Origin of the sequence: Pseudoalteromonas sp. SG45-5, from assembly GCF_014164085.1 — a bacterium.
In the GTDB taxonomy this organism is placed as follows: Bacteria; Pseudomonadota; Gammaproteobacteria; order Enterobacterales; family Alteromonadaceae; genus Pseudoalteromonas; species Pseudoalteromonas aliena.
Genome location: NZ_JACJEM010000006.1, coordinates 74,421 through 94,826 on the forward strand (window position 1 = coordinate 74,421; position 20,406 = coordinate 94,826).

Annotated in this window: 21 protein-coding genes; 6 read left to right on the top strand and 15 right to left on the bottom strand. The window is 38.4% G+C overall.

Annotated features, from left to right (window positions below; translation table 11 throughout):
* Positions 1-52 precede the first annotated feature (52 nt).
* The gene (locus H5119_RS02960) at positions 53-673 is read left to right on the top strand and encodes a 2OG-Fe(II) oxygenase (RefSeq protein ID WP_182701152.1); all 621 of its coding nucleotides are present in this window, start codon (positions 53-55) and stop codon (positions 671-673) included.
* Positions 674-710: 37 nt separating this feature from the next.
* Here the strand turns inward: H5119_RS02960 and ubiA are convergent, their stop codons facing one another.
* Together ubiA and H5119_RS02970 are read right to left on the bottom strand one after the other, a co-directional pair.
* Positions 711-1,589, bottom strand: a complete 879-nt coding sequence (ubiA, locus tag H5119_RS02965; RefSeq protein WP_182701153.1) for a 4-hydroxybenzoate octaprenyltransferase — start codon at positions 1,587-1,589, stop codon at positions 711-713.
* Positions 1,586-2,137, bottom strand: coding sequence for a chorismate lyase (locus H5119_RS02970; RefSeq protein WP_182701154.1), 552 nt, complete (start codon positions 2,135-2,137; stop codon positions 1,586-1,588). The genes ubiA and H5119_RS02970 overlap by 4 nt, the downstream gene beginning before the upstream one ends.
* Positions 2,138-2,305: 168 nt before the next feature.
* On the opposite strand from H5119_RS02970, the gene H5119_RS02975 reads away from it, so the two are divergent.
* Positions 2,306-2,704 carry a flagellar basal body-associated protein FliL gene (locus H5119_RS02975; RefSeq protein ID WP_077537086.1) on the top strand — a complete coding sequence of 133 codons (399 nt, stop codon included), beginning with the start codon at positions 2,306-2,308 and terminating at the stop codon, positions 2,702-2,704.
* A gap of 98 nt (positions 2,705-2,802) precedes the next feature.
* Here the strand turns inward: H5119_RS02975 and glpG are convergent, their stop codons facing one another.
* From glpG to H5119_RS03005, 6 genes are all read right to left on the bottom strand, one after another.
* Positions 2,803-3,621 carry a rhomboid family intramembrane serine protease GlpG gene (glpG, locus tag H5119_RS02980; protein WP_182701155.1) on the bottom strand — a complete coding sequence of 273 codons (819 nt, stop codon included), beginning with the start codon at positions 3,619-3,621 and terminating at the stop codon, positions 2,803-2,805.
* Entirely contained in the window at positions 3,618-3,935 is a 318-nt protein-coding gene (gene glpE / locus H5119_RS02985) for a thiosulfate sulfurtransferase GlpE (protein ID WP_077537084.1), read from the bottom strand. The genes glpG and glpE overlap by 4 nt, the downstream gene beginning before the upstream one ends.
* Before the next feature lie 65 nt (positions 3,936-4,000).
* Positions 4,001-5,026 carry an L-threonine 3-dehydrogenase gene (gene tdh / locus H5119_RS02990; protein WP_182701156.1) on the bottom strand — a complete coding sequence of 342 codons (1,026 nt, stop codon included), beginning with the start codon at positions 5,024-5,026 and terminating at the stop codon, positions 4,001-4,003.
* 50 nt (positions 5,027-5,076) lie between these two features.
* On the bottom strand, positions 5,077-6,270 hold the full coding sequence (locus H5119_RS02995; protein WP_182701157.1) for a glycine C-acetyltransferase: 1,194 nt from the start codon (positions 6,268-6,270) through the stop codon (positions 5,077-5,079).
* A 169-nt stretch (positions 6,271-6,439) separates the two neighbouring features.
* Positions 6,440-7,003, bottom strand: coding sequence for a D-glycero-beta-D-manno-heptose 1,7-bisphosphate 7-phosphatase (gmhB, locus tag H5119_RS03000; protein WP_182701158.1), 564 nt, complete (start codon positions 7,001-7,003; stop codon positions 6,440-6,442).
* Positions 7,003-8,061, bottom strand: coding sequence for a glycosyltransferase family 9 protein (locus H5119_RS03005; protein ID WP_182701159.1), 1,059 nt, complete (start codon positions 8,059-8,061; stop codon positions 7,003-7,005). Before H5119_RS03005 ends, gmhB begins: the two co-directional genes overlap by 1 nt.
* Before the next feature lie 122 nt (positions 8,062-8,183).
* Between H5119_RS03005 and H5119_RS03010 the strand changes: the two genes are divergently transcribed.
* Positions 8,184-8,915, top strand: a complete 732-nt coding sequence (locus H5119_RS03010; protein ID WP_182701160.1) for a 3-deoxy-D-manno-octulosonic acid kinase — start codon at positions 8,184-8,186, stop codon at positions 8,913-8,915.
* On the opposite strand, the gene H5119_RS03015 is transcribed toward H5119_RS03010, so the two are convergent.
* Positions 8,904-9,989: a glycosyltransferase gene (locus H5119_RS03015; protein WP_182701161.1), complete on the bottom strand. Its 1,086-nt coding sequence runs from the start codon at positions 9,987-9,989 to the stop codon at positions 8,904-8,906. The two genes, H5119_RS03010 and H5119_RS03015, sit on opposite strands and share 12 nt — an antisense overlap.
* Positions 9,986-11,059: a glycosyltransferase family 1 protein gene (locus H5119_RS03020; protein WP_182701162.1), complete on the bottom strand. Its 1,074-nt coding sequence runs from the start codon at positions 11,057-11,059 to the stop codon at positions 9,986-9,988. Before H5119_RS03020 ends, H5119_RS03015 begins: the two co-directional genes overlap by 4 nt.
* A 169-nt stretch (positions 11,060-11,228) precedes the next feature.
* On the opposite strand from H5119_RS03020, the gene H5119_RS03025 reads away from it, so the two are divergent.
* On the top strand, positions 11,229-12,776 hold the full coding sequence (locus H5119_RS03025; protein ID WP_182701163.1) for a capsule assembly Wzi family protein: 1,548 nt from the start codon (positions 11,229-11,231) through the stop codon (positions 12,774-12,776).
* A gap of 420 nt (positions 12,777-13,196) precedes the next feature.
* On the opposite strand, the gene hldE is transcribed toward H5119_RS03025, so the two are convergent.
* A complete protein-coding gene (hldE, locus tag H5119_RS03030) occupies positions 13,197-14,636 on the bottom strand; it encodes a bifunctional D-glycero-beta-D-manno-heptose-7-phosphate kinase/D-glycero-beta-D-manno-heptose 1-phosphate adenylyltransferase HldE (protein WP_165729385.1) in 1,440 nt (479 codons plus the stop codon).
* Positions 14,636-15,226 (bottom strand): SIS domain-containing protein, encoded by a 591-nt coding sequence (locus tag H5119_RS03035; RefSeq protein ID WP_002961065.1) that lies wholly within the window; start codon positions 15,224-15,226, stop codon positions 14,636-14,638. The genes hldE and H5119_RS03035 overlap by 1 nt, the downstream gene beginning before the upstream one ends.
* Positions 15,227-15,408: 182 nt before the next feature.
* On the opposite strand from H5119_RS03035, the gene waaA reads away from it, so the two are divergent.
* Both waaA and H5119_RS03045 read left to right on the top strand, forming a co-directional pair.
* A complete protein-coding gene (gene waaA / locus H5119_RS03040; RefSeq protein WP_182701164.1) occupies positions 15,409-16,692 on the top strand; it encodes a lipid IV(A) 3-deoxy-D-manno-octulosonic acid transferase in 1,284 nt (427 codons plus the stop codon).
* Complete coding sequence (locus H5119_RS03045) at positions 16,689-17,237, top strand: DUF1415 domain-containing protein (RefSeq protein ID WP_024598958.1); 549 nt, start codon at positions 16,689-16,691, stop codon at positions 17,235-17,237. The genes waaA and H5119_RS03045 overlap by 4 nt, the downstream gene beginning before the upstream one ends.
* 70 nt (positions 17,238-17,307) lie before the next feature.
* Here the strand turns inward: H5119_RS03045 and H5119_RS03050 are convergent, their stop codons facing one another.
* From H5119_RS03050 to H5119_RS03060, 3 genes are read right to left on the bottom strand one after another with little or no spacing between them, the layout of a single operon-like run.
* Entirely contained in the window at positions 17,308-17,637 is a 330-nt protein-coding gene (locus H5119_RS03050) for a YdbL family protein (RefSeq protein ID WP_182701165.1), read from the bottom strand.
* Between the two features lie 11 nt (positions 17,638-17,648).
* Positions 17,649-17,846, bottom strand: coding sequence for a YnbE family lipoprotein (locus H5119_RS03055; RefSeq protein ID WP_007584699.1), 198 nt, complete (start codon positions 17,844-17,846; stop codon positions 17,649-17,651).
* A gap of 2 nt (positions 17,847-17,848) precedes the next feature.
* Positions 17,849-20,317 carry a YdbH domain-containing protein gene (locus H5119_RS03060; RefSeq protein ID WP_182701166.1) on the bottom strand — a complete coding sequence of 823 codons (2,469 nt, stop codon included), beginning with the start codon at positions 20,315-20,317 and terminating at the stop codon, positions 17,849-17,851.
* Between the last annotated feature and the right edge of the window lie 89 nt (positions 20,318-20,406).

Sequence of the window (20,406 nt, forward strand, 5' to 3'; positions counted from 1 at the left end):
TTTGATATCTTTTCGGCTACACTGTCGCACCTTAAAAAAACAGCTGACATAAATGCTCAACCTATTAGCCTACGACAATTATTTAACTGAAATAGAAGTACAAGGTTACAGTGTTATTCATCAAGCTATTGATGAACGACTTATTAGCGATTTAATGGCAGATTGTTATCGTATAAACCCGCATTTTACACTTGCTGGTATTGGTCGTTTAAATAATTTACAAGTAGACGATAGTATTCGCAAAGATAAAACCTATTGGTTTGATGGCACTTCACAAGCTCAAGTAGCTTATCAAGCTATAATGGAAAACATTAAAACGACACTCAATCGCACGTTTTTTATCGGCTTATTTGATTATGAATGCCATTATGCCAAATATACGTCGGGTGATTTTTATAAAAAACATGTTGATGCTTTTAAAGGCCGCTCCAATAGGGTTATAACGAGTGTGCTCTACTTAAACACGCCAGCTCAAGGCGGCGAACTTGTTATTTATAAACATAAAAGTAAAGAAATCGAAATCATTATTAAGCCCACAGCTGGCACCTTAGTGCTATTTGAAAGTGAGCGCTTTGTTCACGAGGTACTCCCAGCCATAGACAAGCGCTACTCAATAGCTGGTTGGTTTAGAAAAAATGCATCTATTAGCGGTATTATTGATCCACCCCGATAGCTCAAAATAGCGTATTTTAACAACCTTTATTGAGGCTTTAAAATACTATTGGATATGAAAACAACAAACCAATAAAAATAGCTAAGCCTACATAGTGGTTATTTAAAAATGCTTTAAAGCAGGCATCTCGTTCACGATGATGGATAAGCACTTGTTGATAAACTAATAAACCCGCTGCTATCCCCAAACCAATTCCAAAGGGGACAGACAACCCATTAACTAAACCTATAAAAGCAACTAACGTAATAAACATCGCATTAAGTAAAAAAATGAGATGGCGGTCATACCTACCAAATAAGATAGCTGTTGATTTAACACCTATTTTTAAATCATCGTCTCTATCAACCATGGCATACATAGTGTCGTAAGCCACCGTCCAACAAACATTTGCAAAAAACAACAACCAAGCTTGTATAGGTAATTGATTTATTGAAGCCATGTAAGCCATAGGTATTGCCCAACCAAAAGCTGCACCGAGTACAACTTGGGGTAACTGTGTGTAGCGTTTCATAAACGGGTAACAAAATGCCAATGCCAGCGCTGCGAAAGAAAGTAAAATAGTATTAATGCTTAGCATTAATACCAAAATAAACGCGAGTACAATAAGCAGCAAAAATAAACTAAGCGCTTCACCACTACTAACGACCCCTGAAGCCAGTGGGCGCTGGGCTGTGCGCTTTACTGAGCCGTCTATTTTTCTATCTGCAAAGTCGTTTATTACACATCCAGCACTTCGCATCACAATAACGCCAAGTGTAAATACAACAAAATTAACCAAGCTTGGCATGCCATTATTAGCAAACCATAATGCCCAATATGTTGGCCAAAGCAATAATAACGTACCAATAGGCTTATCTACACGCATTAGCTGTATGTAATAAGGAATATGGTTGGCTTTTAAAAGGGCTAGCTTCATGAGTACAAATACGCTCCGGGTAAAAAAACTTCACAGACTAAAAAGTTATAAGTTTGCAATGAAAATACACTGCGTCTGCCTAGTAAGGTTTGCTTAGGCAAATTTAATTGTGACACGAGTTGCTGCAATGGATGGATGGAATTAAAGCGCGCAATTTCTATATTTTTACGAACAAGTTCTGGATCTTGAAAAATCACATCGCCTAATGGCCTTTCTCCCATATTATGCAAAGGGTTTTTTGATTGCTTTAGTAATAGATTATCTGGCAGCCAACTTTGCGCGTATACCATAGGTTTATCGTCACACAATAATAGCACTTCGCGATTCAATGCTGATGTTAAGGTGCAATTAAGTAATTTTTGCTGCTGTATTGATAAGTCAAAAACCTGCTCACTAAGCACTTTCACACTAAAGGATTGCGAATGACTTTTTAATTTAGCCGTTAAAGAATGCGATTCAAACAGCCAATCGTGCTCAGAATTAGATAAATCACTTACTTGTGAAGCAGGAGACCAATCAACAGATAAAGAAATAGGGAAAGTAGTCACATTAGCTCAATAAAATAAAATCCAAGGTAATGATAACATTGCCGATGCATTTGAAAAAGTGATGATTCGGCAGCCTAAAATAACTAATATAAATAATTGCTTGGCGCTGTTTATTAGGACTTATTAAGTATAAACTATTTGTAACAGATTTACGGAAACGCTTTAAATATGAAAAAAATAGTATACATAGGTCTTTTTGCACTAATAATGAGCGCTATAAGCTTAACGGCAAACGCAAAATCGACCGTTGGTTATTTTGGTTTTGAGCCTGACATTATTACTAACTACATTGGCGTTTCGAGTAAAAAAATGGGCTATGTGCGTGTCACTGTGGATTTAATGCTGACCGATACATCAGACATAGCGATTGTAGAACACCACACGCCTTTACTTCGCGACGCATTGGTTGAAATATTATCAAAAGAACCTGAAGAAAAAATAAAATCACTTATTGGCCGCGAAGAAATACGCGCTAAATGCTTCGAAAGACTTAAAAGCTTGTTAAAAGAAGAAACTGGCCACGAAATTATCCGTGAAGTGTTGTTTACTAAGTATTTATATCATTAGTAATTGATACCAATCCGCGTAAGCATTGCTTAATTTAACAGAGTAAATTCTTATAAATAGTTAAATAATGGCCATAATCAAGCGGATTGGTTTTAACGCTAACTGTTTTTGTTAAATATTTTTGCGGTGTAGGCATAAGCAATACCGCTTATTAACCCACCTAAGTGCGCCCAATTAGCCATACCTACAAACAATACATCTGCAAAGCCAAGCACTAACCAAACTAACATAAAACCAACTATTGCCGTACTTACTAACGCAGGCTTGTTAGGGTTTAAAAAGCTATGGATCCAGCAAAAACCAAGTAGCCCGTACACTACACCACTCAAGCCGCCAAAATTGGGGCCAACCATTAAATATTGTGCCCAATTACTAATAAGCGCAGTCACCAAAAATAAGCCGATTAAGCTTAATTTCCCACATTGCTTTTCGATATTATCACCAAGCGACATCCACCAAATTAAGTTAAACACAATATGCATCGCGCTAAAGTGAACAAGAGCGGGAGTTAACCAGCTAAGCGGTTGCGATGGATTAAATTGCAGCACAGTATAAATTTCATTAAATCCCCCCAATAAAAAAGCAACATAAATAACAAGACTCAATATGCTAACCGTTTGATTAAGCCAGCTTAGCGCTTTAAATCGCGCCATTAAATTAAGTGATTGCCCTTGATATTTAAGCGGCGATTGTGTGCTACCTACATCCCAAGACGCTTGTTGATAGCGTTCATGATTAGGGTTTTGTGTAAATTCAGCCCATAGCGGCTGCACTTGATGAAAGTCCTCCTCAAGCACACTAATAATGACATTACTGCCATCAGCTGGGTGTATCTTTGCATCTAGGCCTTGGCTTTTTAAATAATCTATAAAGCCCTGTGCGGCGCGCGGGTTATTTAAACTGCCAAGCTCTATCATCGCTCTACTTTCTCGCTATAAGCCGCTTCCCAAGCAGTAAAACCACCATCCATACTGTAAACGTCTTCAAAACCTTGCTCAACTAAATAGCTAGCGGCACCTTGAGAGCTCATCCCGTGATAACACACGATAATAATTGGCTGATCGAACTCTTTTTCCATCATAAATTGCGCAATATTACCGTTAGACAGCGCTTCAGAGCCTGGAATATGACCAGCCTGATACGAATTAGGATCGCGAATATCTGCAATTACAACGTCTTCTTTATCTAAAAGCTCTAACGTTTGCGCTATAGAAATATGTTTAAATGCCATTGGAGTCTCTTTAATTAATAGTATAAAAAAGGCGGCCTAAGCCGCCCTATCTAGAATTTTTAAAACTAATCCCAGTTTAAAATTACTTTGCCTGACTGGCCTGAAATCATCATATCAAAGCCAGCTTGGAAGTCATCCACAGAATACTGATGTGTGATGATTGGATTCAAATCGAGACCAGATTGAATCAAACTTGCCATTTTGTACCACGTTTCAAACATTTCGCGACCGTAAATACCTTTAATCACCAAGCCTTTAAAAATAACTTGGTTCCAGTCAACTGCCATATCAGATGGTGGAATACCTAGCATGGCAATTTTACCGCCGTGGTTCATATTATTAAGCATTGAATTAAACGCGCTTGGCACACCTGACATTTCAAGGCCAATATCAAAACCCTCTGTCATACCTAGCTCTTTCATTACATCTTCAAGCTTTTCATTTGCAACGTTTACAGCGCGTGAAGCCCCCATTTTACGTGCTAAATCTAGGCGATATTCGTTTACGTCGGTAATTACAACGTGGCGAGCTCCAACATGCCTTGCAACGGCTGCTGCCATAATACCAATTGGGCCTGCACCAGTGATAAGTACATCTTCACCAACTAAGTCAAACGATAGTGCGGTATGAACTGCATTACCAAATGGGTCAAAAATTGAAGCGAGTTCGTCAGAAATATTATCTGGAATTTTAAATGCGTTAAATGCAGGAATAACTAAATATTCGGCAAACGCACCTTCACGGTTTACACCTACACCCGTTGTATTACGGCATAAATGTACACGCCCTGCACGACAATTTCGACAGTGCCCACACGTAATATGACCTTCACCAGATACGCGGTCACCTACTTTAAAGCCACGAACTTCCTGTCCCATATCAACGACTTCACCAACATATTCATGACCAACAACCATAGGCGTTGGAATGGTTTTACTTGCCCACTCGTCCCACTTGTAAATATGTACGTCGGTACCACAAATAGCTGTTTTGCGAATTTTAATCAGTAAGTCGTTGTGACCCACTTCTGGCTTTGGTGCATCTGTCATCCAAATGCCCGGTTCTGCTTTTAATTTAGATAATGCTTTCATAATCCACACTCAACTAAAAAACCGAAGCGAGGCTTCGGTTTAAAATAAAATTAAATAACGCCCATTTCTTTACCAATACGGGTAAATGCATCAATCGCAATATCAAGTTGCTCAATACTATGCGCCGCTGAAATTTGTGTACGAATACGCGCTTGCCCTTTTGGTACTACAGGGAATGAAAAACCAGTGACATAAATGCCTTCAGCAAGTAGCTTATCAGCCATTAACGAGGCTACTTTGGCATCCCCTAGCATTACAGGGATGATTGCATGATCTTTACCTGCACACGTAAAACCAGCAGCTTCCATTTGCTCGCGGAAATATTTAGCATTTGACCAAAGTTTAGCGCGAAGCTCGCCGCCATTTTCAAGCATTTCAAGTACTTTAATTGATGCAGTAACAATTGAAGGCGCTAATGAGTTTGAGAACAAGTATGGGCGTGAACGCTGACGTAACCATTCAACAATTTCTTTTTTACCTGATGTATAACCACCTGAAGCACCGCCCAGCGCTTTACCTAATGTACCGGTAATAATATCTACACGGTCTAATACATTACAGTACTCAGGTGTACCCTTACCGTTTTCGCCAACAAAGCCAACTGCGTGAGAGTCATCTACCATTACAAGCGCATCATATTTATCGGCTAAGTCGCACACAGCTTCTAAATTACAAATAACGCCGTCCATAGAAAACACGCCATCGGTAGCAATTAGTTTAGTTTTAGCGCCTGCTTCATCTGCTGCAATAAGTTGCTTCTCAAGATCACCCATGTCGTTATTTGCATAACGAAAACGCTTAGCTTTACATAAACGTACACCGTCGATAATTGATGCATGATTTAACGAATCAGAAATAATAGCGTCTTCTGCGCCTAAAATAGTTTCAAACAAACCTGTATTTGCGTCAAAACATGAAGAATATAAAATAGTATCCTCTGTTTCTAAAAACGCACTGATTTTTTGCTCTAGTGTTTTATGAATATCTTGAGTGCCACAAATAAAACGTACTGAAGCCACACCAAAACCATGATTATTTAAACCATTTTGCGCCGCTTCAATTAACTCTGGGCTATTAGCTAAACCTAAGTAGTTATTAGCACAAAAGTTGATTACTTTACCTGATGCAACTTCGATTTGAGCTTGCTGCTGGGACTTAATAATACGTTCGTTTTTATACAAACCTTCGGTTTTTACGTCTTCAATTTGCTGTTGTAACTGGCTAAAAAAAGCAGATGCTCTCATCTAGGTTCTCCATCTATTTGAACGGGTACACAACCACATTTAAGCGACTGTTTATTATGGGGGGTATTGTAAAAGTTTAATGGGGAAAATGCACGGTTTGCAGTTCGTCGCAAACGCCCTAAACTGGAAGGAATTCCTGCCAGTTTACAGGCTAATCTGTTTAGTTTATTTATGTATTTAAAAGTGCAGGTAAACTGTTTATAGAATCGATAATTAAATCAGCTTCTTGCTTAGCGCTTTCGTCAAAGCTTTGCCCTGAACGCACTAAAACGCGTGTAGTGATGCCCGCTTTTTTCGCAGCCTGCATATCACTGAGTTTATCGCCCACCATAATACTGCAAGCAGGGTCGATGTTATGCTCTTGTATGCCTTGTAATAACATACCTGGCGCAGGCTTTCTGCAACTGCACTCTTTCAAATATTCAGGGCGCGCTTTTTTAGGGTGATGCGGGCAAAAATACACATCGGTAACTTCAATGCTGTGGGCACTAAACTGGTCTTTCATCCAGTCGGTCAGTGCTAAAAAATCAGCTTCGCTGTAATAACCTCGACCAATTCCAGATTGATTAGTGACGATTATGATTTTATAGCTTGCATCATAAAATGTTTTACAAGTGCTAAAAACACCGTCAATAAATTCAAATTTATCGCTTTGATACACATAACCATGATCAACGTTTACCACGCCATCTCGATCTAAAAAAAGTGCTTTATTTTTTTGTTGCTTATTCATTACAAAGACTCTTTTTGTACAACATGATCAAACATCGCTTTTACATCATCAACCGTAATCTGACTCATTAAATCATCGCCTTTAACGCGCGTCCCCCACGAGACTTGTTTTGCCGTTTTACCGGTTTGTTTAAGCAAATTTTGATGATAAACCTCAACCACGTAGTCTTGGTATAAGTAAGGACCTGTTCGTGCTGGGTTTGAATGTGCATATAAACCAATAACCGGCGTACCAACAGTTACTGCCATATGTGCAGGACCAGTATCGGGCGCGAGCACTAAGCTGCCACGCTTTAACACGCACAACAATTCTTTGAGTTTCGTTTTACCCACCAAGTTTAAAATAGGCGTGTTGCTGTGCTCAATAATGCTATTTGCTAGGCTAATTTCAAGCTCGGTTGGGCCGCCCGTCAATACCACCTTAAAGCCTTGCCCACTTGCATAATCAGCCAATGCTGCATAACGATCAACGAGCCAATTGCGCTGTGCTTTACTTGCTGCGGGCGATATTACTAATAGTTTATTAGTTAGGTACTCTGGTGTTAGTAACTCATCTGCAGCCGCTTGGTCTTGCTCTGTATATGGCATGTTCCAGCTAGGCTTATAATCAGCTACACCAATGGCTTTTGCAAAACCTTTAAAGCCTTCAAGCACATGCGCCTGAGCTTCTGGGGCTATTCGTTTATTAATAAATAAGCTATGTAATTCTTTTGAACGTGCCCAATCGAACCCTATTTTTACTTTTGCCGGAATACAACGCGCTACTAACCCCGCTCTTAGTGCAACTTGCATATTAAGCAGTACATCAAACTGTTGACCTTTAAAGCGTTGTTTTAAGCTTTTAAGTGCAGCTTTGCCTTGCTTTTTATCAAATACCACCAGCTCAACGCCCAGTAAGTCAGCAAGTAACATGGCTTCTACTTTGCCAATAATCCAGGTGATTTTTGCATTAGGATGTGCTTTTTGAATAGCTTGTACTGCACTCACACCATGACATACGTCACCAATGGCTGAGAGTCTTAATATACAAATAGATGAATAATTAGGAGCTTGAGTCACACATTCCCTTAGGTATTAAATACAAAAGCCGATCTTAAATTATAATCACGCTATTGCAAGCACTTATCCTGCGCTTTAAAACGCGCTAATATAGTCACATTATTTAGCAATTACACAGAGCTATGTTTAAACAACACGTGCAAGGCAATCACACTGTATTAAGCCATCCTAAATACACAAGCCAAATTACTCTCGATTGGTTTGATGCCAATTTTTGGCAACAACAAAATAAAATTGTGGGTGCTAAAAAAGGCAGAGCAACAGCATGGTTTTTTAAACAAGACAAATTAACAGCCGTCCTGAGGCATTATTGGCGTGGTGGTTTAGTCGGTAAATTACTAAGCGATCAATATTCATTCCTAGGGCTTGAACAAACCCGCGTGTATAAAGAGTTTAGTTTAATGAGTAAGCTTATAGAGCTTGGTTTAAACGTACCAACCCCTATTGCAGCTAAAGTAACCCGCAGCGGGTTAATTTATCGTGGTGATATTATTACAGAGGCCGTCACTGGTGCTAAAAGTGTACTCGATATATTAATTGAACGCCCATTGACTAACGATGAGTTGGAGCGCATTGCGAAAACAATCGCGCTATTTCATGCAAAAGGTGTGTACCACGCCGATTTGAACATTAATAACATTTTATTTAATGACATTGGTGATGTGTATATTATCGACTTTGATAGAGGTGAAATAAAAAAACCTAATGCACAGTGGCAACAAAGTAATATAACGCGCCTTGAACGTTCATTTTTAAAAGAACAAGGCCGAAATAATACATTTAATTGGCAAGTGAGCGACTGGCAAACACTACACAGCAACTACCTTAAAGCTTATAAAGCGCTAGTTAACTAGCGCTAAATACTGCAGAGCCACCTGCTCTGCCTGTACTTGTTTTAAAATTTCAGCGTTTTTTATATTAGGTTTGTCAGCTAATACCTGCTTAACAGCGCTGGCTAATACCTCACTTTGCTGAACGGGTACTAAATATTTACTTAGCTCGCCTGTTAATATTTCGTTTGGTCCAAATGTACAATTAGTGCTAACTACCGGAGTACCCACCGCTAATGCCTCAACTATTACATTTCCAAACCCTTCAAAATCAGAGCTAAGGATCAATGCTTTGGCATGTCTAATCCAGTTATACGGGTTTTGCTGAAAGCCCGGCACTACTAACTGCTTTTCTATGCCGTACGCCTGTGCAAGCTTTAGTGCTTTAGCCGGTTTATTACATAAAAGTACTAACTTGTATTTTTTATCAAGCTTGGCAAACGCTGCAAATAATATATCGTGGCGCTTTTGTTTAGCAAGCCTCCCGACGTGAATTAAATAAGGCTCACTTGGAATATTGTTATTTTGCTCGTTCGCTTGCTGATTTATTTTTTCAAAATCAAACGGGTTATAAATAGTCGTAATTGCACTTGGGCGAATTAAATCCCCTTGTGTTATTTCTTTTTCAACCCCCTTTGATACGCAAATCAGTGATTTACCATTTAAATTTTGTTTACTTTTTTTAAGGTATAAGTAAGAAAATGGACCTAACTTTTTTTGACGAGCAAGTTCAGCATTAACGGAGTTATGAATAACAAAATGAACATTTTTGATATTACTGCGTGCGAGTAAGTTATTACTTCTATCAAGGTTAGAAAGAACTAAATCAATACTGCCAATCTCGCTCTGTTTTTTTTCAAACCACGCTTCGAGTTTCAAAACACTGTTTTTACGCTGCCAAAATCTATCAACTTTAGATGCTCTATCTGAAAATAAACTATCAACATTCACCATGTCTGGAATATCGTACTCAACACTGCTAGCAAGAGATAAAATAGTGACATTATGCTGTAGCTTTATCAACTCCTCGGTAAGCGTAAGCATCACTTTTTCAGCACCACCGCCAACCAATGAATCAATAACAATTATAACGTTCATGAATGATCTCCTATGAGCATATTTTTTACACCTTCAGTAATAACATCATAGCTGTGTATATTTTCAAGCTGAGCATATTTATTAACAAGCCCATTATAAAAAGACGTTTCAATAATATGCTCGACTTTAGCCGATATATCATCAGTATCAAAATTCGCTTTTAAAACAACCCCTGTACCAACGCAGTGCGCTAAACGTGCTGCTTGGTCTTTAGATATAGCGCATGCAGCAACAGGAGTTTGAACTGCAATAGCTTGCAGTAAAGTATCGCCACCACTAAGCAGCGCGACTTTAGCTTGGCTCATTAGCGCCAAAAAATCAGTATTTTGTAAGCTTGATAAGCAAATAAGTTCATTAGAGTTTGGGATAACGCCTGGATAATTTGGACCAAAAACCACAACACCTGTTAACCCTGTACGTTTAGTAATTTTAAGAGCAGCATTAAAATAAACATCCGCACAATTTAAGTTATTTACACTGTGCCCACCGGAGCCCGCATTAACAATAAAGTAGCTATTTGGCTCTAAATGATATCGATTCAACACATCCCGTTTTTGCTCACTAGATGCAAAAGCAACAAAAGGACCTACATTATTTGGGTATGCCAGAGAAAACATTGCTAACTTAGTGCTTTCAGCCCAAGTTAGTGGCTCTATGCAATAATCGGGCTGCACAACCCAATGTACATCAATTAAATTAACTCGATTAAGCTTTAAGCCTTTTGCTCGTTTTTTAGCATGCTGGGAAATAAAAACGACTTTAGCCCCTACTTTTTTAGCTGCTTTCATATGCCCTGCGCGTCCTGCACAATCAAAAACCACAACATCAGGTTTAAATTGCTCTATAAATTCGCAAACATAATCAAGTTCTTTAGTGGCTGAATGTTCAAGTAATGTGGTTTCAAAAGGGCAATCTTTTGCATACGCCGTATGCTTATTTAATATGAAGTGGATATCAATAGAGTTCGCAAATTCGATTTGTAAACTTTGCGCCAATAGCAACGAACGCATATATTCACCAATGCCTTGTGGTGATGATACCGGAATAAATAAAAGTCGTTTGTTGCTCATTACATTCCTTATTTCCTATTTTGCATCCAGTATATCAATCGCATACTTATTACGATAGATAGCTTACATTTTTATACAAAAAATTAACCCTCTTTATTTTATTATTTGCTGCAATAGCTAGCTTAGGTTGATAAACTTGGCGGCAATTTCAATCATAAGGATCTGAACTTTGCGAAACAGAATTTTTCTTCTTTCTACTCTCTTTTGTGCAATAAGCGTATCAGTTAATGCTGAACCATGGGTAAAACCAGATGATTATGGCTTAAGAGCTGATATTCAACAATTAGCTGATGCTGGTGTTATTTTAGCCCCTGTAACCACTTACCCGCTGATGTGGAAGAGCTTTATAAATGATGTTGACAGCACGCCACTTGAGCAATTAACGCCAAGCTTGCAAGATGCGTTACTGCGCGTAAAGCATCGCTATAAATCAGAAAATAGTAGTTCGCATAACGTTCAACTTGCCGCTTTTGCAGCCACAGATTCTATTATTGCAACCAGTTTTGGTGCGACTAACACGCAAGAGTCTGAACTTTCAGCAGCTTACACTTATTTAGGCAATAACTTTGCAGCTAAAATCGCCGTTAACTCAAGAAGTGATGGAAAGAAGTGTTTAGCCAAAGACAAAAAAACAGATGATATTGTTACTAATGAACAAGCACTTATAGACTGTAAAGATACCTCGTTCGACGATAGTTATTTAGCGTATCGCTTAGGTAACTGGATTTTTAGAGCAGGTGCTGTTGAACAGTTTTGGGGACCTGGTGTTGATAACAGTTTAATAATGTCAGGCAATGCCAAGCCACTCCCAGCAGTAAGCATAACGCGAGAGCAAAGTACTGCCTTTGAAACCCCTTGGTTAAGTTGGATCGGCCAATGGGGCTTTACCGCCCAAATGGCAAAGCTTGAATCAACTCGTGTAATTCCTGACGCGTTACTTTGGAGTAGCCGTGTTAATTTTCGCCCACTCCAACAGTTAGAAGTTGCACTTAGCTGGTCAGCACAATGGGCTGGTGACGGTCAGCCAAGTTCAGCGGGGGATTTTATTGATGTTATCACCGGGCAAACGACGTGTGCTAATGGCAGTGAAAGCTGTGACAGCGCACTGGATTCAAAAATTGGCAACCAACTTGCCGGTGTCGACATTCGCTGGTCTGACACACTCTTTGAGCAACCTTATGCATTATATGCAAGCACAATTGGTGAAGATGCAAGTTCGCAATTTAAACCTGCTGATAGAGCCTATTTATTTGGTGTACAAACAACACAGCGCATATACGATCAAAATATATTGGTGAATGTTGAATATACAGATACGGGCGTATCTTGTAGTTCTGAGTCTTCCACTGAAAATTGCTATTACGAACACACTGAATATAAATCAGGTTATCGCTACCATGGTCGCACTATTGGTTCAACCTATGATAACGATGCACAATCCGTTGTTTTAACTTTATTAGGCCAACTATCTAATGGCGATGATTGGCAGGTTAAATTGCGCAATGTTGATTACAACAGTGATAATCGCGACCGTTACCCTAACAACCCTAACTTAGGTAATACAATTACCAAAACAGGATTTAATAGTAAGCAGTTAGAATTACGTTACAGAATGCTTTCTATGGGCGGACGCTTAACGCTAGGTGCTTTTGCTTCTAACAATGACGGCGCTGAAAACGATACATCAGCATTTGCCAAGTACGAATATAACTTTTAATACGTTATTTTTAATAAAGTAAGATATTAAAAGCAAAAGGGATGAAAACCGTGTTTTCATCCCTTTTTTGTATTTTTAGTAACTTAAATCAGTAATTATACCAATCTGCTTATATATAGGGTCTATTTAACGTTAAGAAAATTACGCTGGAACTAGGCAAAAATTTTTGTATCTAGTTGTTCTAAATAAAAAATTTTTAACGACGTTATAGTGCAATTTAATTCGTTAAATTGATCAAAGATTTATGCAGTTTGGTATTATACCAATTGCATTAAATTAGTGATCTATTATAGCGATAAGAAAACAGCTCAATAACAAGGCTAAAATTATGATGCATAGTTGTTCTATATAAATAATTTTTAACGTAGTTAGTGAGTTATTTAATACGCTAGAATGATCATGTTTTTAATAAAATTGGTATTACTGTTTAATTTTACTTATTACCTTTGATGTTGAACACCCATCTAAAAATTCAAGCACTTCAACTTTTCCGCCATGGCGAAGTACATGCTCAGCACCCGCTATTTGCTCTACGGTATAGTCGCCACCTTTAACTAAAATATCAGGGCTTATTTGCTCAATTAATTTAGCGGGAGTATCATTTTCATCTAAGCTACCAAACGGAATAACCCAATCAACAGATGAAAGTGCGCTAAGTACCATTGCACGCTCATCTAGTGGGTTAATAGGACGATCCGCCCCTTTTAAGCGCGTAATAGATTCATCGTTATTTAATCCAACAACGAGCCTATCGCCTCGCGCTTTAGCTTGTGCTAAATAACGCACATGCCCAGCATGTAAAATATCAAAACAACCATTAGTGAATACAATGGTTTCACCGTTTTGTTTTGCAAATTCAATATGCTGAAGTACATCATCAAATGGGGTTTGGTAATGCTCACCAGTAGTATGTAAATACTGACCAAGCTTACGACTTAACTCTTCTGGCGAAACAGTTGCAGCACCAAATTTACTAACCGCTATACCTGCCGCTAAATTAGCAATTTCGACAGCATCTTTGGGTTCCATGCCCGCACCAAGCATAACGGCTAATGTAGCTATAACCGTATCACCGGCCCCTGTCACATCGCTTACTTCAAGCTCTTGTGCTGCAAAATCAAACTTTTCATCTGCATTAATTAACGACATACCTTGCTCAGAACGCGTAAGCAACATGGCTTTAATGCCATTTTTGCTAATTAAATCACGCGCACTTGCAGCTAAAGCTTCTTCTGAATCGGTTTGACCACCCGCTAACTTAAACTCATGTAAATTAGGCGTAATGTAATCAGCACCTTCATATAAATGTAAATCTGGCGATTTAGGGTCGATTAAAACCGTTTTTCCGGCGCCCTTAGCAAGGCTTACCATCTCTTTAATTAAGCTTAAAGATCCTTTGCTGTAATCAGAAAACACAATAAAGTCGTATTCATCAAGTACCAACTCTAACCGGTTTAATAAAAGCTGGCTGTGTTGCTCGGTAAACGTTTCTTCTAAATCAAGACGAACGAGTTGTTGATGACGGCTAATAACACGCATTTTTGAAATAGTCGGTAAATCACATACACTGACTAATTGTGAACTTATTTTTTCACCTTTTAGAATAGTCTCTAAAATCTGCCCGCTTTCATCTTCACCAATTAAGCCCAGTAAGCCAACTTTTGCATCTAACCGCGCTATATTTTTTGCAACGTTAGCTGCGCCGCCCGCTTTGTCTTCAAATTTACTTACCTTAACAACAGGTACTGGCGCTTCTGGCGAAATACGCCCTGTATCGCCATACCAATAACGGTCTAGCATTACATCGCCAACAACTAATATGCGTGCCGCTGATAAGTTTTTTAATAACGATAAATCCATTACTGCTGCTCCGCAACAACCATATCCATGGCTTCACATAACCAGTGACCTATAAACATATGAGCTTCTTGAATACGTGCTGTTTCGTCATTTTTTATAATGATAGGTAACTTAGCAATATCTTTTACTTTACCGCCATCACGTCCAGTTAATGCCACTGTAAAAGCGCCTAGTTTATTTGCCGCTTCTAATGCTAAATTAATATTATTACTAGTACCTGATGTGGTTAAACCAATAACCAAATCTTCTGGCTTACATAGCGCTTGAACTTGGCGTTCAAACACCGTATCAAAGTGATAATCGTTGCTGTGCGCTGTTAAAATAGAGGTGTCAGTCGTCAATGCCATAGAGGCAAGCGGACCACGTTCTAATTTGTAACGCACTACAAATTCTGCTGCTAAATGCTGCGCATCGGCTGCACTACCGCCGTTACCAAACCAAACAATCTTGCCACCAGCTTGTAATGCGCTGTGGCATGCTTCTAACAGTTGCATAGATTCTTGATGATAAGCTTCCATCGTTTCAAATAATGCTTGATGACGGTTTAATGTTTCAACGTAGCTAGTTGCCACTGAATCGATAATTGACATGAAAAATTCCTCTAGGAACTGAAATAGCAGGGAAAAATTAAATCCATTATTCCATAATTTTATTTAATTGTGTGCATTTTATCGGGTAATAACTGAACCCAGACCATATTTTATTGTGAGTATGTTTAGAAAACGGCTATTTCACGGTAAACTAACGCCATCTCCCTTTAAGAAAGATCAGTATGGCACGCATTTTTTACTCATCCGCATTAATTTTTATTAGCCCACTGATTGTATTTTATCTCTATATATTACGAGGTAAAAAAAACCAAGGCTATCGTGCACACTTTAAAGAGCGCTTTGGCTTTATCAGTAAGTCTTTATTTACGACTAAAACCAAACCTTTAGTTTTTCATTGTGCTTCTGTTGGTGAGGTACTTGCCGCAACGCCGCTTATTAAAGCTCTTCAAAAAGCGCATCCAAATCTAAATATACTTATAACCTGTAATACCCCAACAGGCAGAGAGCAAATACTTAGCCAGTTTAAAAATACTGTGGCGTGTAGCTACTTACCAATCGATTTTCCGTTTGCGACAGCCCGATTTTTAAAGCGTATTAAGCCACAAGCATTATGTATTTTAGAAACCGAGCTATGGCCAAATTTAATGGCGATAAGTCACAAAAAAAATATACCGGTACTTGTTATCAATGCAAGACTCTCTGAAAAGTCGCAGCAAGGCTATCAAAAGGTCGCTAAATTAACGCATATTATTATGCGCTCAATTACAGTACTTGCGAGCCATAACAAAGCAGATGCTGAACGCTTTATAGAGCTTGGTCTTGATAAGTCAAAAAGCCATGTAACAGGCTCAATAAAATTTGATATAACACCAAGTGACGAGCAATTAGCTAAAGTACTCAACCTTAAACAGCTTTATAGAAGTGACGAACGCTTTGTATGGGCAGCAGGCTCAACACATCCTGTAGAACATGAATTAGTATTGGCAGCTCACCAACAGTTACTAAAAAAGCAACCTAATGCATTACTTATAATTGCCCCGCGCCATTCAGAGAAATTTGATAAAGTGGCTGAGCATTTAACACAAAGCCCACTTAGTTTTAGCCGTCGTAGCCAAAATAACTATAATAATGAGCAAGTACTTCTTGCTGATACGCTTGGTGAATTACAGTGTTTATATGGCGCTGCAAATGTGAGCTTTATTGGTGGCAGCTTAATTCGCAGAGGTGGGCATAACCCACTGGAATCAGCAGCGTTTTCGGTAGGTGTAATAACAGGTCCACACACATACAATTTTGACCATGTTTATCCCGAGCTAATAAAACTTAAAGGCGCTGTAGTGGTTGATAGTAACGACGAACTCGCAAAGCAGCTTATAACGTTTAGCCAAAACACAAAAGCGTGCCAAACCTTAGGTATTAAAGCTGCGCAATGCGTAACTAAAAACCAAGGTGCTATACAAAAAACACTTACCATTATTAATCAATATTTAGAGCCAAAACCGTGACCAACATAGCTATAAGCCAAACCCGCGAATGGGTGTCATCTGTTATTGTTAAATATAACTTTTGCCCGTTTGCTCGCAAAGAAGTAGAAAACAACTGTATTCATTACATCGTAAGTCCAGCAGCAAGTATGGATGATGCTGTAATGGATATGCTTGAGCAATGTGTTGAGCTTGACCGTGAACCAGAGCGCGAAACCACCCTTATCATGTTTGACAACGGCTTTAGTGACTTTGAAGACTTTTTAGACTTGGTCGATTTAGCTAATGCACTTTTAGTCGCGCAGGGGTTTGAAGGTAAGTATCAAATTGCTAATTTTCATCCTGATTACGTATTTGCCGATAGCGATGAGACCGATGCCGCAAACTACACAAATAGAGCACCCTTTCCTACCCTGCATTTAATTCGCGAAGCAAGTATGAGTGAAGCACTTGATAGTTATAACGAGCCTGAATCTATTCCTGAGCATAATATAAATTTAGCAAGGCGTAAGGGTATTGATTTTTGGCAGCAGTTACTTGAAGGCTGTAAAAAACCGAGCGCTTAAATGCTCGGTTTTATTTTGTTTTGTACAAAACTTTGTGCAAAACTTTTGAAAAACAAGGTAATACTTAAGCTTATTTTTTAACCCAGTTACCATTTACTTCAACGTAATGACCACTTTGGGTTTTTTCAATTGTTTTAGCGGCAGCAAGCGCTTCTACTTGTGAAAGTGACAAGTTATTCTTTTTAGCCAACTTTAAGTACTGCGCTTTACGCTTTGCATTTATGTCATCAACAACGGCTTTAGCTTCTGCGTTTTGTACAACAAGTCCTAAATAACCAGAGCTATCCTCACCTACTAAACCTTGGTTTTTAGCGTCATCAAGGCTAATAGCCCAAGCAGAGAACGACATACATACTGCACTAACTAACGTAATAACATTTAATTTTTTCATACTATTCATCTCCTAACTCCTTAAAACAATTCACTGTCGTCACTAAACAAACTGTCGAGCTCTTTATCTACTTTTACGCGAATTTCGTGATCGACCTTCACATTTAAATTAATAGTAATGGGCTCTTTAGCAGACACCTCAACACGGTGCGTGCAGGCACTGAGTGCACTAATAGCACCTAGCGCGAGCAGTACTTTTATCAATAACGACTGTCTCATTATTAGTTTCCTTTTTGTGAGTATTGTTGCTCAACTTTCTGTGTAATTTCGTCACTTAAACGCAGTGCGCGTAAAAGTGTAAATACGTTTTCTTCGTGGTTATAATTAAAGTTAACCTGCTGCTGTTCTGCTTTATTATAGCCTTGCAAATTAACCCCTAGTTTTAACCAACCATCATTTTTTAGTGCCACACTGCTATTAAGTTTTTGAATATCTAAATTAGTTAATAGCCCTAACACAGGTTGTAACTCTTGCTGTTGCTGCATTACTGAATCAAACGCGGCATTATTGGTAATTTTTAAATTACTTGTTCCTTGGCTAAATAAGCTACCGTCAATTATTTCAATTTTTCCACTATCAAAGTGAACCGGTAAAGACCCCGCCAAGCGTCCCGTTAATACAATGCCCGACTTATCGTCGAATGTAACAAGTTTACTCGCATCAATATTTTCAAACTTAACATTAGCAACTTGGTTTGGCTTCCCTACTGTGTAGCTATCTAATGAAAACTCGCCACCAAACACACTTCCTTTTACATCATTTATAAGCGCGGTATTGCTATTAACTTGCCATTGCCCTTCAATCGCTTTAACTACGGCACCCGCCCTAAACTCATTTAAATTAAAGGTAGTTGGTTTTACATTAAGCTTACCTGAATTATATTCCCCACTAAATGTACTGTTTAAATCGCTCGCAAGGTAATCGTTATACAGTGCACTTGCATGACTAATCCCTATATTGAACAGTGCATTTTGTAAGTTTACATCGCCACTAATATAGCCATTAAATTCGCCCTTAGTTAGCTGTGCAAGTGGCTCAAATTGCCTAATAAATGCATTTAACGGCAGAGTACTTTGTTCAGGAATAATGACTTCAAACGGATGAGCTTGCGACGACACATGATGATTTATAACTAACTCAACATCGTTTATAAATGCGTGATGCGAGGCTTTTAGTGCACGGCTTTGCAAGCCCGTAGACTCTACTTTTATATTATTAAGTTTTATGTCAGGGCTATTAACAGCCTTTATATTCGTTTTTGCTGTTAGATCAGCAAATAACTCACCTACGCCTAAATTAGCATTTGCTGTTAATGTGTTACTTATATCTGTGACTTTAAATTCTTTATATTCTGCGCTTTTTAATTGCTGAGTTAACGCTACCTCTGCGTTTAACTGTTTATCCATTTTTGCTGTTAAATCACCTTGATATTGCACTGCACTTATATCAAACGCATCTACACTATTAAGCGTTAATTTAGCATTTATAAGCCCAATTGGTTTTGAGTCTATAAACTCACTTATATCAAAGCGACCACTAAGGCTAAGCCCATTCGCTGTTGCAGGGACAAACTCAGGCAAGCTTTCAAGCATAACGGCGTAATCGCCTTTAATCACAGCGCCAGATAACTGAGCATTAACGCTAATATTATTTATATCGGGTGTATTTATTTGAGCTGATAAATTTGTCTGTAAGTACTCAAGTGGAGATGTAATATTTAGTGTTGTATCTGTTATTAAAATATCAAATTGCTTATAGCCCACGCTTACCAAATTAATTACAGGTACACTGAGCTCACTACCCTCTAAGCGAATTGATTGAGGGAGTTTAAGTTGCCAATTTAAAGGAACTTGATTGCTCACAAAGTCTGAGTATTCACTCGGTGGAATTAACTCGGCACAGCTTGGTGTTAAATTAATTTTGTTATTTAGAAAGTCGGTATTCAATATTAACGCTTGGCTATTTAAATTAAAACGAGTCGCTAATTTACCATTGGTTAATACGTTAACCTGGCACTGCTGATTTGTATGAGAAAACTCATACATGTGAGTAAACTGGGAGCTAATATCGCCATTTAACTCAAGTTCTATACCATCAAAACTAAATGCTTGCTGAATATTAAAATTAGCATCTGAGATTAATGTATTTTTAGTGTTTATAACTTGCTTTAAAAGTGTGTCATTAATTAAAAACTGACCACTTACTTTATTAGCAGTCAAAATTGCACTCGCTTTTATATCACCTGAGACATTAAATTTATTTAGCTCGGGTTCTAATATACTTATTTTAAGTGGCTTATTGAGCTCGTCACTTTTTACTACAAGCTGTTTAATGCTGATTAATGGGCGATTTAAGGGAAGTGCTAAATCGAGATTTTTAGCACCTTGATTAGCATTATCACTTTTAGGGAGTGAATTAACCGTTAGCACTGCATTTTTAATATCTATACGCTTTGTATTTGCAGTAATACCAGTGAGTTGTAATTGTTGATTTTGATAATTTAAACACACTTTATCAGAATGGATATTTAAGCTAGACGTAATTGAAAAATCGAGACAACTTAACGTAATGCCTGCTTTTTTAAGCTCAGGCGCTATAACCCACTGTAATAATGGCAAGCGAAATACATAACCAAGCAGCAAGATGCTTAGTAATACAGCTCCAACAATTAAACCAACTCGCTTAAACATACTATCCTTAAATGCTTTGTGCTTTTAGCTAAAACTATACTAATCAAAAAAGGCTGCACAGTGCAGCCTTTTTTATTTTACAGCTAGAT

Coding starts and splice junctions, on each gene's coding strand:
- H5119_RS02960 (WP_182701152.1), top strand. CDS start 53: ATGCTCAACCTATTAGCCTACGACAATTATTTAACTGAAATAGAAGTA.
- ubiA (WP_182701153.1), bottom strand. CDS start 1,589: ATGAAGCTAGCCCTTTTAAAAGCCAACCATATTCCTTATTACATACAG.
- H5119_RS02975 (WP_077537086.1), top strand. CDS start 2,306: ATGAAAAAAATAGTATACATAGGTCTTTTTGCACTAATAATGAGCGCT.
- glpG (WP_182701155.1), bottom strand. CDS start 3,621: ATGATAGAGCTTGGCAGTTTAAATAACCCGCGCGCCGCACAGGGCTTT.
- glpE (WP_077537084.1), bottom strand. CDS start 3,935: ATGGCATTTAAACATATTTCTATAGCGCAAACGTTAGAGCTTTTAGAT.
- tdh (WP_182701156.1), bottom strand. CDS start 5,026: ATGAAAGCATTATCTAAATTAAAAGCAGAACCGGGCATTTGGATGACA.
- H5119_RS02995 (WP_182701157.1), bottom strand. CDS start 6,270: ATGAGAGCATCTGCTTTTTTTAGCCAGTTACAACAGCAAATTGAAGAC.
- gmhB (WP_182701158.1), bottom strand. CDS start 7,003: ATGAATAAGCAACAAAAAAATAAAGCACTTTTTTTAGATCGAGATGGC.
- H5119_RS03010 (WP_182701160.1), top strand. CDS start 8,184: ATGTTTAAACAACACGTGCAAGGCAATCACACTGTATTAAGCCATCCT.
- H5119_RS03015 (WP_182701161.1), bottom strand. CDS start 9,989: ATGAACGTTATAATTGTTATTGATTCATTGGTTGGCGGTGGTGCTGAA.
- H5119_RS03020 (WP_182701162.1), bottom strand. CDS start 11,059: ATGAGCAACAAACGACTTTTATTTATTCCGGTATCATCACCACAAGGC.
- hldE (WP_165729385.1), bottom strand. CDS start 14,636: ATGGATTTATCGTTATTAAAAAACTTATCAGCGGCACGCATATTAGTT.
- H5119_RS03035 (WP_002961065.1), bottom strand. CDS start 15,226: ATGTCAATTATCGATTCAGTGGCAACTAGCTACGTTGAAACATTAAAC.
- waaA (WP_182701164.1), top strand. CDS start 15,409: ATGGCACGCATTTTTTACTCATCCGCATTAATTTTTATTAGCCCACTG.
- H5119_RS03050 (WP_182701165.1), bottom strand. CDS start 17,637: ATGAATAGTATGAAAAAATTAAATGTTATTACGTTAGTTAGTGCAGTA.
- H5119_RS03055 (WP_007584699.1), bottom strand. CDS start 17,846: ATGAGACAGTCGTTATTGATAAAAGTACTGCTCGCGCTAGGTGCTATT.
- H5119_RS03060 (WP_182701166.1), bottom strand. CDS start 20,317: ATGTTTAAGCGAGTTGGTTTAATTGTTGGAGCTGTATTACTAAGCATC.